Consider the following 14,625-nt stretch of genomic DNA (forward strand, 5'->3'; position numbering starts at 1 on the left):
ATGACCAATAATTCAGAGACAGAACAACAAGTTGTTTCTTCCCAACAAGTGCTTCAAACTATCAAAGAGATGCGAACTAGACTTGAAGCAGTCAATAAAGAAAAAACTGAACCAATCGCGATTATTGGTTTAGGTTGCCGATTTCCAGGTAATGCAAATGACCCTGACTCATTTTGGCGTTTATTACATGAAGGTATTGATGGTGTAACAGAAGTTCCACCTGGCCGATGGGATGTTGATGCCTTCTACGATCCAAACCCCAACACTCCTGGGAAAACCTACACCAAACAAGGTGGCTTCATCCAACAAGTAGACCAGTTCGACCCCTTATTTTTTGGTATTTCCCCTAGAGAAGCAGTGAGTTTAGACCCCCAACAAAGACTGCTTTTAGAAGTTACCTGGGAAGCCCTGGAAAATGCCGGGCAAACACCAACAAAACTCAGAAATAGCCAAACAGGCGTATATGTGGGCATTTGTACAGACGACTATGCACAACGGTTTACGAATCTGGAAAAGCTCCACTTATTTGATAGTCATTCTGGCACGGGTAATGCCCGCAGCATGGCTGTAGGTCGCATTTCTCACTTCCTGGGCTTACAAGGACCAAATATTCAGCTAGATACAGCCTGTTCCTCTTCATTACTAACTGTACATCTAGCTTGCCAAAGTTTGCGTTCTAAAGAATCCAATCTCGCCCTCGCCGGTGGAGTCAATCTGATTTTATGGCCTCTTAGCACTATCGGTCGTTGCCAATTGAAAGCCTTAGCTCCAGATGGACGCTGCAAAACATTTGATGTTTCGGCAGATGGTTATGGACAGGGAGAAGGATGTGGGATGGTAGTCCTGAAGCGTCTTTCGGATGCTATAGCCGATGGAGATGCAATTTTAGCGGTGATTCGAGGTTCTGCTGTTAACCATGACGGACCTAGCAGCGGTCTGACAGTTCCCAACAAAATAGCTCAGAAAGAAGTGATTCAGCAAGCACTACAAAATGCGAGAGTGGAGCCCAATCAGGTGAGTTATGTGGAAGCTCACGGGACAGGAACATCCCTTGGAGACCCCATTGAGTTAGAGTCTTTGGCAGCAGTTTATGGCAAAAACCGCCCCATAAATCAACCCTTGGTAGTTGGTTCAGTAAAAACCAATTTTGGGCATTTGGAAGCAGCAGCAGGAATTTCAGGTTTGATTAAGGTGGTTTTATCGCTTCAGAATCAAGAAATACCGCCCCATTTGCACCTAAACAAACCCAATCCCCACATTCCTTGGCATCAACTTCCTCTGGTAGTTCCTACTTCAGCAATTCCCTGGAATGTAGGCAATCAGCCCAGGATTGCAGGTATCAGTGCCTTCGGGATTAGTGGGACAAACGTGCATATAATCTTGGAAGAAGCGCCAGAACAAGTCCAACTTCAAAAATCTTTAGAGCGTAAATTACATATATTATCTCTCTCAGCAAAAACTCCAAAGGCTCTAGAAGAATTAGTTGCTAGTTATGCCCATCATCTGGAAAATTATCCAGAATTAGAGCTAGAAGACATCTGTAACACTGCAAATACAGGGCGCTCTCATTTCAATCATCGACTAGCAATCATTACCTCCGACAAAGCTGAACTAGCTACCAAACTCAGCAATCTGACAGCAGGTCAGGAGGTTACCGGACTATTTTCTGGTCAAATCTCTAACAGCACGAGTTCACCCAAAGTAGCTTTTCTGTTTACAGGTCAGGGTAGCCAGTATGTAAATATGGGTTGGCAACTATACCAAACTCAACCCACTTTTCGTCAAACCCTAGATAAATGTGATGAAATTCTGCGACCCTACCTAGAGAAGCCTTTGTTGTCAGTGCTATATCCACAGTCAACAGCACTTGCAGAAAATTCCTCAGTTCTAGATCAAACTGCCTACACTCAACCTGCCCTGTTTGCAATAGAATATGCTTTGGCTCAGTTGTGGCAATCTTGGGGCATCAAACCCGATGTGGTCATGGGTCATAGTGTAGGGGAATATGTGGCAGCAACTGTAGCAGGAGTATTCAGCCTAGAAGAAGGACTGAGACTGATTGCGACTAGGGGAAGATTAATGCAGCAGTTGCCTAGTGGCGGAGAGATGGTATCTGTGTTGGCATCAGAGTTGCAGGTACGAGAAGTAATTGCCTCTTATACAGCCAAGGTAGCGATCGCAGCCATCAATGGCCCCAACAGCATTGTGATTTCCGGTGTTGGTGAAGCAATCCAAGAAATTGGTCGCAGTTTGGCAGAAATGGGCATCACGACCAAACCCCTACAAGTCTCCCATGCTTTCCACTCCCCGCTGATGGAACCGATGCTAGCGGAGTTTGAAGCTGTCGCCAAAGAAGTTACCTACAATCAGCCTCGAATCCCCCTAATTTCTAATGTCACCGGACAACAGGCAACAGAAAAAATCGCCACCCCGGAATATTGGGTGAACCATGTCCGACAACCCGTGCATTTTGCTCAGAGTATGCAAACTCTGCATTGGGAAGGATATAAACTGTTCCTAGAAATTGGACCAAAGCCAATACTCCTGGGAATGGGTCGTCAATGTCTACCAGAAGAGGTCGGCACCTGGCTGCCTTCATTACGTCCCCCTCAAGAAGATTGGCAACAAATACTCTCAAGTTTAGGGCAACTATACACACAAGGACTAGGAGTAGACTGGTCAGGATTTGACTGTGATTATCCCCGTCGCAAAGTGACACTACCAACCTATCCGTTTCAAAAGCAACGCTATTGGCGGGAAGTAGCAGACAACAAAGATCAAACTGTCTCTACACCAATTGTCCAATTGCTCAACCAAGGTGCAACCGAGGGGTTAGCTAAGGAATTAGAACTGGCAGGAGAACTGAGCGAACAAGAGCGAGAATTACTGCCAAAGCTACTCGGACTTTTGGTGAAACGGCAGCAAAATTATCTGGAATTCAAAGGGGGTATAGTTCACGAATATTACAATGCCGTAGCAATTTTGGGTCAAGAGCAAGCTGGAAATCAAGCAGATGCCCACTCGGAATCAGCATTCTTAACCTTTGGTTTATTTCCAGAAAAAGTTCCTGATTTTTCTTGGATTAAATGTCTCACAGAGCCGAATCAAGAAAAATCACGTCAGATGATTGTTGATTCTCAAAAAGAGTTGAGAAAATTATTGTTTGCTCAAGTAAATTTCTCAGCTTGTCAAAAAGTTTTAGACTTTGGCTGCGGATACGCTTCGGATTTAATTCAGCTAGCCAAAAAACATGAGCATCTGCAATTGAATGGCTACACGATTTCCAGCGAACAAGCCAAACTTGGCAGCACAAAAGTTGAAGAAAATCAACTCCAAGGGCGGGTAAAAATATTTAATCGAGATAGTGCCAAAGATGAGTTTCCCGAACAGTATGATTTGGTATTCGGGTTTGAGGTAGCCCACCATATTCTAGATAAAAAATCATTATTTACGAATATTGGCAATCATTTGAACCAACAGGGATATTTAGTGTTGGCAGACTTCATCTCTAACAGCGAATTTACCATCGATCATCAGGAAACATCTTCCTACTTTATTACCAAATCGGAATGGGTAGAGCTACTATCTGAACATCAACTACAGTTAGTCGCAGCTATTGATGTAAGCCCAGAAATATCTAACTTTTTGTACGACGCAGACTTTGAGCAACGTTTGGAACAGTTGTATCAAAAAAATCGTGACGAAAACGTCAAAGCAGGGTTCAAATCCTACTATCAATTAGGGAAAGTTCTCAGCAAGGGAATAGCCAGCTATGTGTTGCTAACAGCTCAAAAGCAACAGCAGTTATCTAAAGAGAAAATAGCTGAGTGGAATCAACAAATGTTAGCTCAGTTGTCGTCTTACTCAGAGGTAACACCACAGCGTTGGCTCTACGAACTAGAATGGCAACCCCAGAAATCATCAATTCTTCCAGAACAGACTACAGGGAACTGGTTGGTGTTTATAGAACCAGGTGCTGTGGCGGAAGGATTAGTGAAAAAATTGGGTGAAGGATGTATTTTAGTATCTCCTGGTTTAAGTTATCAGCAGATAGACAAAAAACACTACCAACTCAACCCCACTGTTCCAGAAGAATTTAAACGTCTGTTGGGTGAAATCACTGCTCAAAACTCACAATTCCAGGGAATTGTTCATCTGTGGACTGTGCCAACAACTAACAGTCAGTTAGAAACAGCCATAGAACATGGTTGTGCCAGTCTGCTACATCTGGTGCAAGCCTTGGTACAGATACAACAGCAGCAGGTAGCACCTCTGTGGGTAGTGACCCAAGGTGCGATGAGTGCGGGTACAGACCGGGAAGCAGTGCAAGTGCAACAAACACCAGTGTGGGGATTAGGCCGGGTAGTAGCTTTGGAACATCCAGAATTGCAATGTCGATTACTCGACTTGGAATTGAACAGCAAAGCCGAAGAAATGGTGAGGTGGCTACATCAAGAACTCATCTCAAAAGACGACGAAAACCAGATTGCTTACCGTCATGGAGAACGTCGGGTAGCGCGACTGGTGCGCCGACAGACAACCACTGAACCACAGCCAGAGATCACCATTGTTCCTGAAGGTAGTTACCTGATTACTGGTGGATTGGGTGCTCTGGGATTACAATTGGCTCAGTGGCTGGCGGATAAGGGCGCTAAACATTTGGTACTGAGTGGGCGTCGCCAACCCTCACAAACAGCACAACAAACCATCACCCAACTAGAAAAAGCCGGAGTGGAAGTCTCTGTGCTGTTAGGTGATATCTCTGTCAAACAAGATGCAGCTAGTATTTTGGCACAGGTGAACGCATCCCTACCACCATTGCGAGGTGTGATTCATGCCGCAGGAGTTTTGGATGATGGGGTTTTACAGCAGATGAACTGGGAACGGTTTACAAAAGTGATGGCTCCGAAAATTCAAGGCGGATGGCATCTGCACCAATTAACCCAAGAGTTGCCATTGGACTTCTTTGTCTGTTTCTCCTCAGCAGCATCTTTATTAGGTTCAGCTGGTCAAGGTAATTATGCAGCGGCGAACGCTTTTCTGGATGGCTTGGCTGATCATCGGCGATCGCTGGGTTTACCAGGATTGAGCGTCAACTGGGGCGCTTGGGGAGAAGGGGGTATGGCAGCCCGTTTGGCAGATCAGTTCCAGAACCGGATTCGTTCTCTGGGTATGAGTAGTATTCCTCCAGAGCAAGGGTTACAAATTTTGGATCGGTTGTTGGGAGAATCGGCGACCTCAGTAGGGGTGTTTCCTGTGAACTGGTCTGTGTTTGTGACACAATTGCCGACAGAGATGAAGATGCCAGTGTTGTCAGCATTTATTGGTTCGCAGTCTGTAGCCCAAGAAACTAAAACCAGTGAGTTTTTGGCACAACTCAAAGCAGCCAAAGCAAGCGATCGCCTCCAACTAATGACGAATTACCTCCAAGGTGTTGTGGGTAAGTTACTAGGATTCCCTGACTCTCAAATGCTAGACCCACAGCTAGGATTTTTTGATATCGGGATGGATTCTTTGCTGGCTTTAGAGTTAAGGAATTTGCTACAAACCAGTTTGAGTTGTGCTGTTTCTGCAACAATTTTGTTTGAATACTCCAATATTGAGTCTCTGGCTGAGTATTTAACCACAGATGTTTTGGCAGGAAAACTAGAAGCGACGGAGAAGATTTCTGACAATGGTAAGCAACAACCGCTAGCAAATGTTTCTGGTGAGAAACCAACCTCCCAAGAGCCAGATACATACGCGATCGCAGCCAAATTACAACAGATACAAAACTTACTCAATAAGGAGGTATGATATGAATCAACCTCTTTCATCCCAGCAGTTGTTTGAGCTTCTAGAGCAAGTTCACAATAAACTAGAAGCAGTCCATCGAGAAAAAACCGAACCAATAGCGATTATTGGAATGGGTTGCCGATTTCCTGGGAACGCCAACGGCCCCGCTTCATTATGGCATTTACTGCAAGATGGTGTAGATGCTGTTAGCGAAATACCAACAGATCGCTGGGATGTTGATGCCTTCTACGACCCAGATCCCGAAGCTCCTTCCAAGTCGTACACCCGCAACGGTAGCTTTATTCAAGAAATTGATCAGTTCGACCCTCAATTTTTTGGCATGTCGCCTCGGGAAGCAGCGAGTTTAGACCCCCAGCAAAGGCTGCTTTTAGAAGTTAGCTGGGAAGCTCTAGAAAACGCCGGACTTGCACCAAATAAGTTGAGAAACAGCCGAACTGGTGTGTATGTGGGCATTTGCACAGACGACCATGTGTCTAACCAAACAGTCAACGCAGTTATCAACTCATTTACCCCATCTAGTCAAAATCAAGAGGTTGATGGCTACACTGGCATAGGTGTTGCCCGCAGCATAGCAGTGGGTCGTATTTCCCATTTACTTGGGTTGCAAGGACCCAATATTCAGTTAGATACTGCTTGTTCCTCCTCTCTAGTAGCTGTGCATCTCGCTTGCCAAAGTTTACGTTTAAAAGAATGCAATCTCGCTCTCGTAGGCGGAGTTAATGCGATTCTGTTCCCTGGCAACACCATAGCTCGTTGTAAGATGAAGGCTCTGGCTCCTGATGGCCGCTGCAAAACTTTTGCTGCTTCGGCAGACGGTTATGGTCAGGGAGAAGGATGTGGGATGGTCGTCCTGAAGCGTCTCTCAGATGCTCTAGCCGATGGTGATTCAGTTTTAGCAGTGATTCGAGGTTCGGCTACCAACCACGATGGGCCTAGCGGTGGTTTAACTGTGCCCAATAAGAAAGCTCAAAAGGAAGTCATCCAGCAAGCACTAGAAAATGCCAGGGTGGAGCCGCATCAGGTGAGCTATGTGGAAGCTCACGGCACTGGCACTACCCTTGGCGACCCCATTGAGCTAGAATCCTTAGCAGCAGTATATGGAAAAAACCGTCCTCACAGTGAACCGTTGGTAGTTGGTTCGGTCAAGACCAACTTCGGACACCTGGAAGCGGCGGCTGGCGTATCATCTTTAATGAAAGTTGTGTTGGCGCTTTACCATCAGGAGATACCGCCTCATTTGCACTTTACAGAGCCTAATCCTTACATACCTTGGAATGAAATTCCTGTGGTTGTTCCCACTACCGGAATTCCCTGGCTGCGGGGAGAACAGCCCCGAATGGCGGGAGTGAGTTCCTTTGGTATGAGTGGGAGCAACGTTCATGTGATTTTGCAAGAAGCTCCAGAACAGGTTAAAAGTCCAAAGTCAATAGTTGGAAGTGAGGATTCTTTAGAACGTCCTGTCCATTTACTAACTCTATCGGCGAAAACTCAAAAGGCTCTGGAAGACCTAGGCAGTTCTTATTATAATCATTTGAAAATTCATCCAGAACAAAGATTGGAAGATATCTGTTACACCGCTAATACTGGACGGTCTCATTTTCAGTATCGTCTAGCTGTGCTAACGGCTTCAAAAGCGGAACTGAGGGAAAAGTTGGGAGATTTCAGTACCAATAACGAAACGCTAGGGTTGTTCTCAAGTCAACTCAGGAACACCAGCAGTCAACCAAAAATAGCTTTCCTGTTCACAGGTCAAGGCTCTCAGTATATACGAATGGGATGGGAGTTATACCAGACTCAACCGATTTTTCGTCAAGCTTTGGAGCAATGCGATCGCATTCTGCAACCTTACCTAAAAATCCCTCTATTAGAAGTACTTTATCCTCACACAGAAGTAGGAAAACAATCTCATCTTCTGAATGAAACCGCATACACTCAACCAGCTTTGTTTGCTCTGGAATATGCCTTAGTACAGTTGTGGAAATCCTGGGGAATCGAGCCAGATGTGGTGATGGGTCACAGTGTGGGAGAATATGTTGCCGCAACTATAGCCGGAGTCTTTAGTCTGGAAGATGGTCTCAAGCTGATTGCCACTAGGGGACGGTTAATGCAACAATTATCCGCAGGTGGTGAAATGGTGTCGGTGCTGGCATCGGAGTCTCAGGTAAGAGAAGCGATCGCATCTTATACTTCACAAGTAGCAATTGCTGCTTTTAACAGTCCTGAAAGTATAGTGATTTCCGGAGCAATTGAAGCTATTGGGGCAATCTGTAGCCACCTAGAATCCCAAGCAATCAAGATCAAACCCCTACAGGTATCCCACGCTTTCCACTCACCACTGATGGAGCCAATGCTAAGGGAATTTGAAGCAGTAGCTCAACAAGTCACCTACCATCAGCCTCAAATTCCGCTAATATCTAATGTGACGGGCAAACGAGCTAATGAAAGCATTGCTACACATCAATACTGGGTGCGTCATGTTAGACAACCTGTGAGGTTTGCTCAGGGTATGGAGACGCTACATCAGCAAGGGTATAGAGTTTTCTTAGAAATAGGACCGAAGCCGATACTATTGGGGATGGGCCGTCAATGTCTACCAGACAATCAACAAGTGTGGTTACCTTCTTTGCGTTCACCCCGAAGTGATTCGGAACAAATGCTCTCTAGTTTGGGGCAGTTGTATGTGCAGGGAGCTAAGGTAGACTGGTTAGGGTTTGATCGAGATTATCCTCGTGGTAAGGTAATGTTGCCAACTTATCCGTTCCAACGGCAACTTTATCCAAGAGAACCAATCCAAAGCCTACACAACCTCACATCTGTAGCTACAGAAAATGGGAATACTTCTATCGTTAACCTCCTGAGTCAAGGATATACCGCAGAGCTAGCTCAACAACTAGCACAAGCTGGTAATTTATCACCAGAGCAAGTAAAATTATTACCCAATTTATTAGCGGTATTAGCTGAGAAACATCAGCAACAATTAGTAACAGTAACTATCAAAGATTGGCTCTATCAAGTTCAGTGGAAACCTTTTAAGATTAGTCAGCAAAAGCCGAATTTTCAACTTAGCCATTGGTTGATTTTTGCTGACTTGGAAGGCTTAGGACGAGATATGATGACTCAATTGCAACACCAAGGACATGAATGCAGTTTAGTTTATCGAGCCGACACTTATCACAGTCCGGAAAGAGGAATTTATCAAATCAATCCTGAGCATCTCCAGGAATTTGAACAACTCTATCAGGCAATTATTGAAACAAGTACATTACCCATAGAAAGGGTAATTCATCTGTGGAGTCTAGATGCTACTTGTGAACAAGATTTAACGATTTCTGCCTTAGAGTCAGCGCAACTTTGGGGATGTGGTAGTGTACTGCATTTGTTACAGGCTCTAGTCAAAAACCCCAAGACTACTTTAACCCAATTGTGGCTGGTTACTAGAGGTTCGCAGCCCGTCTCCTCATCAAAGACAGAACAACTAACAGTCACTCAGTCATCTTTATGGGGGTTAGGTCGAGTCATCTCTTTTGAACATCCACAACTCTGGGGCGGTTTGGTAGATTTAGACCCTCAAGGTTCAGAAGATGAAGTACAAACATTACTGCAACTGTTAGCAGACAACGGAAAAGAAGACCATCTAGCTGTGCGCGATCTCAATACCTATGTAGCTCGTTTAGTCAAGCAGTCTCTGCCGGAATTTGTTCCCCTGTCATTGCGTTCTGATGCAACTTATCTGATTACTGGAGGTCTGGGAGCTTTAGGATTACATACAGCCGAGTGGATGGTGTCGAAGGGAGCCAAACATTTAGTTTTAATTGGTCGTCGCCAACCTGCTGAACAAGCGCAGAAAACGATTGAGCGTTTAGAACAAGCAGGAGCTAGCATTCATGTCTTGTGTGCAGATATCTCTAGCGAACAAGATGTGGTGAAAATTCTAGAGCAAGTGCAGACATCCCTACCGCCATTGCTCGGCGTGATTCATGCAGCTGGAGTCTTGGATGATGGGATGATCCAGCAAATGAGTTGGGAGCGTTTTACTCAGGTAATGGCTCCCAAAGTAAAAGGCGCTTGGTATCTGCATAAATTAACTCAACAGCGATCGCTAGACTTCTTTGTCTGCTTCTCCTCAATGGCTTCGTTATTGGGTTCGCCTAGCCAAGGAAACTATGCTGCTGCTAATGCATTTATGGATGGGTTAGCTGATTATCGTCGCCGGATGGGATTACCTGGATTAAGCATTAACTGGGGAGCATGGTCTCAAACTGGGATGGCTACTCGTGTAGCGAGTCACTATCAGAGCCGATTGAAAACAGCTGGGATAGGTTCTATTTCTCCAGAACAAGGACTCCAAGTATTAGAGCAACTTCTTATGAACCAGTCTACATCACAGGTGGGGGTACTACCCGCAGATTGGTCGGTGTTGGCACAACAGTGGAGTTTAGAAAATCCAAATTCATTACTTTTGGAACTGTTAGAGCAGGATAAATTACAACAACCTGTATTAAAACAGCAAAATGACAAAGCAATTTTAGAGAAATTAAAGGCAGCGCCAGAAACTGAACGTCAAGAAATTTTGAGCAATTATCTGCAATCTCTAGTCGCCAAGACCCTCAGAGTTAATTTATCCCAGATTCCTACTAATACCAATCTCATCGAATTGGGTATGGATTCTCTCATGACTATGGAAGTGGTAAATCACCTCAGTCGCGACTTAGATTTCATGATTTACCCCAGAGAATTTTATGAACGACCGAGAATTGACTTCCTAACTGAGTATTTGAGTGCTGAACTGTGGAACAAAGACGTGGCGCTTAACTCTCATCAACCATCCCCAACCACTTTAGAATTGTTTGAGACAAAAGCGATCGCTAATTTGCCTCCTGTAACTCCAAGGAAAGAACGTCTCCCTGGTATTATCTTTATCCTTTCAAGTCCTCGGTCTGGTTCAACCTTGCTGAGGGTCATGCTAGCTGGTCATCCTTCCCTATTTTCACCACCAGAACTGCATCTTTTACCCTTTAATACTATGAGAGAGCGAGAGGAACAACTCAACCTTTCTCACTTGGATGAAGGGCTACAGAAAGCTTTAATGGAAATTCTCAATCTAGATGCAACAGCTAGCCAGACTTTAGTTAAAGATATGGAGTTGCAGAATTTGTCGATTCAGCAGGTGTATCAGAAGCTTCAGGAAAATATAGCTCCCCGTCTGCTAGTAGATAAATCTCCTTCCTATGCTGTGAATCGTGCCATCTTAGAACGAGGAGAAGCTATATTTGCTAACTCCAAATACATTCACCTAGTTCGCCATCCCTATCCAGTCGTTGAGTCATTTGTGCGGATGCGGATGCAAAAAATGGCAGGGTTAGGTGATGAAAATCCTTACCAGATTGCAGAGCAGGTATGGACTAAGAGTAATCAGAATATACTAAATTTTCTGGCTCAAATAGAACCACATCGTCATCACCAGATTCGCTATGAAGAACTTGTAAAGGATCCCTCTGGTATTTTATCAGAACTGTGCGATTTCCTCAACGTTGATTTTGATACGGCACTGTTGCGCCCTTATGAGGGCGATCGCATGACTGAGGGTGTTTATCAAAGTTCATTGTCAATCAGCGACCCCAACTTTCTCAAACACGATTCTGTAGACGGAAGTTTAGGAGACAAGTGGAAAAGTATTCAATTACCCCATCCGTTAGGAGAAGAAACAAGACAGATTGCAAACCAATTCAATTATGAATTACCTAACCCCATCGATCATCTTTTAAATAGACCCAAGAGCGAACTACAAAGCAAAGTTTCTTTAATTGCGGATGAAAATTTCTTGGAATTCAGAGGAAATCAGATGTGCGTCTGTAGTTGGGGTTCCCAGGATAATCCTGTAGTTCTCTGTGTTCATGGAATTTTGGAACAAGGATTAGCTTGGCAAAAAGTAGCTCATCTTCTGGTAGAAAAAGATTATCGGGTAGTGGCTCCCGATCTATTTGGTCATGGACGTTCTTCTCATTTCGAGATGGTCACTGCTTATAATTCTCTGACATTTTTGGCTCAAATAGATCGGGTGATTCAGGAATTACCAGACCAACCTTTATTTCTTATAGGTCATTCGATGGGTGCAATGTTAGCCGCAATGATTGCTAGTGTGCGACCTCAGAAGGTAAAAGCCTTGATGTTGGTAGAACCTCCGCTACCTAGTGAGGAGAACAAGCAAGAGCCAATTAATCAGCTAACGACTTTTTTAGAATATTTTGCCTCTTCCCCGCAACATCCTATATTTCCAGATGTAGCAACTGCTGCTAAGAGACTGCGTCAAGTTACACCTGCTTTGTCAGCAGAATTTTCCTACATTCTCGCCCAAAGAATTACAGAACCTTGTGAGGGCGGAATGAGGTGGAGTTGGGACCCGATTCTTCGGACTCGTTCTACCCTAAGTTTCAACAGCTTTAATGGAGGTCGATCTCAATATATAAAAATGCTTAAACATATTCAAGTTCCCACCACATTAGTCTATGGAGAGAGCAGTCAACTAAATCGTCCAGAAGATTTACAACAACAGCAAACAGCTATGGCTCAAGCAAAACGGGTCTTTCTTTCCGGAGGACACAATCTCCACATCGAAGCTGCTTCTGAATTAGCATTACTGATTGAACGTATCGCGGCAGTCCCTACCCTCAACACTTCTGGGTAGGCATATATCAGATTTATGGAGAAAAAACGCACTGTTGTCAAAAACAATTTACGAGGAGAGCGATTTTTTCAAGGGAGATCCCTGGCTGTCTAATCAGTATTTAACCTGAGTTCGAGTTAAAGATATGAAGGTAAAAGCCACTCCAACAGCAACTTGGTAGATAATTCCTCTTAGTCAAAGGCGATTACACGAATGGTGATTTATAAAATACTTTTTCCTTCATATTCCTTTTGCTCCAAAATAACTGAACAAGCTGATAAAGTTCGGAAAATAAATGTCATGGCTATAAAGATCAAAATCCATTCCAGGTATGGTATTGGCGGGATCTGTCTGGCAATTTCATCAAACAGTTGATTATGAATGACTTTAATGCTTGCAAAATGATGCTGAAAGAGGAAAGCATAGGCTAGGATAACTCCGCCAATTAGTATTGCATAGGAGAACGTACGTAAAACGAAGGCTAGGGAAAGAGCAAACTTATTAATAGTTCCGTCAAACGGTATGGTTCGCTCCCGTAATTTGGGAAGAATCAAAGTATTATATTCATCCACAGTCTCAAAAAAATTGTTCACGGATGCCATAATACTTTCAAGACGAAGACTCTGAATTAAAGCACGACGCTCCGCCTGTTTGCTATACTTCTTGATAGACTTTAAAAAACTAAAATCTGGTATGAGGTACTGGAGTGAGCCATCCAAGGTTATGAGAGATCTACTTACCTTCAAAAATCCCCAGTTGGTTGGCACACTATATTTAACTGAAACCTTGGAAATTTCACTAGTAGCTCCACCTAAGGATTTTTCCTTATATGATAACCCGTCGAGCCGGGATTTATCTGCCCAACCTTCAATTGCACGTGACATTTCCGCACGGACTCTAGGTATGTTGACTCTCGGAATATCTACGGCAAAGCGGATAATATAGTCGGCTGCTTTCGGAAAATCCTCTTTCCCTAGTGCATTAGTGTAATTTAAATAGTTAGTCCTCAAATCTTTGTCTAGGGAGCCAACACTCCCCATGTCAATCAGCACAAACTTACTATCACGCAACAAAAATATGTTACCAGGATGTAAATCTGCATGATATAAATTATCTTCAAATATTTGTCTAAATAAGGACAAAAATAATTTTTCTCCCAGCTTTTTACGGTTTACATTATTTTCCTCATCCCATTTCTTCACTTTGGCAGGATCTTTATTTAAAGCTTTGATGTAGTCAGCCATCAATACACCCGGAATGTACTCCATAACCAAAACCCGCCGTTTGGAATATTTTTTGTATACTGACGGAGTGTAAATGCCGTGTTTTTTGAGAGTCTTTTTCATCCGACGCATATTGGACGCCTCATAGCGGTAATCTAGCTCTTCATTAAAAATTCTCTCAACTTCTAATACCGCTTCATCCAAACGTAGATAATTGCCAATATTCAAATATCTCAACAAATTGGCGAAAAATTTAATGACATCTAAATCCCGCTTGAAAGACACTTCTAAGCCGGGACGTTGAACTTTAACTACCACAGAGGTTTGGTTTTTAGACAAAACTGCGGTGTGAATTTGAGCAATAGAGGCAGCTGCCAGGGGTTCCTCATCAAAAGCTACGAAGATTTTCTCTATTGGAGCACCCAATTCCGATTCAATAGTTGAGCGTACTAACTCCATTGGAAATCCAAGAGCGCCATATTGCAGGCGTAGTAATTGATCACATACTTCTTCAGGAAAGATATCTGTTCGTAATGCTAGTAATTGGCCTGTTTTGACCCATAAACCACCTAACTCTTCAAATATTTCTCGCAACCCGATTGCCGTTTTTTGTAGATCCGGCTTTCTTATAAATCTGCGGAATGATACACCTAAAAAATAAACGATAAATCGCCATATCACATAAGTGATTGAAAAGCGACGACTATTAAGTATTTCAACTATTTCTACTTTTTTTCGCTGTTTTTTTTCAACAAGTGGCGTTGGAATGTATTTTTCCTTAAGCATTTGTTCAAGCAGACGTAATTTATCAACAAGTCTAGGAACATTAGCAGTGAACACAAGCAAAAGACAAGAATGCCAGGATAAGGGCAAAAATACCTTTAAAATCTGACATTCGATAGTTTTTAGAAAACTAAAAATACATCAGTTTTATTGTGTCGG

General features: G+C 43.6%; 3 protein-coding genes. 2 read left to right on the top strand and 1 reads right to left on the bottom strand.

The features are described 5' to 3' along the window. Both IQ246_RS00645 and IQ246_RS00650 read left to right on the top strand, forming a co-directional pair. A complete protein-coding gene (locus IQ246_RS00645) occupies nucleotides 1-5,796 on the top strand; it encodes a type I polyketide synthase (protein ID WP_193999147.1) in 5,796 nt (1,931 codons plus the stop codon). A gap of 1 nt (nucleotide 5,797) precedes the next feature. Further along, nucleotides 5,798-12,481 (top strand): type I polyketide synthase, encoded by a 6,684-nt coding sequence (locus tag IQ246_RS00650; RefSeq protein ID WP_193999149.1) that lies wholly within the window; start codon nucleotides 5,798-5,800, stop codon nucleotides 12,479-12,481. Nucleotides 12,482-12,681: 200 nt separating this feature from the next. Here IQ246_RS00650 and IQ246_RS00655 read toward each other — a convergent pair whose 3' ends face one another. Then, nucleotides 12,682-14,523, bottom strand: coding sequence for an AarF/UbiB family protein (locus tag IQ246_RS00655; protein WP_208491938.1), 1,842 nt, complete (start codon nucleotides 14,521-14,523; stop codon nucleotides 12,682-12,684). Nucleotides 14,524-14,625: the final 102 nt, after the last annotated feature.

This window comes from aff. Roholtiella sp. LEGE 12411, assembly GCF_015206995.1.
GTDB lineage: Bacteria > Cyanobacteriota > Cyanobacteriia > Cyanobacteriales > Nostocaceae > Komarekiella.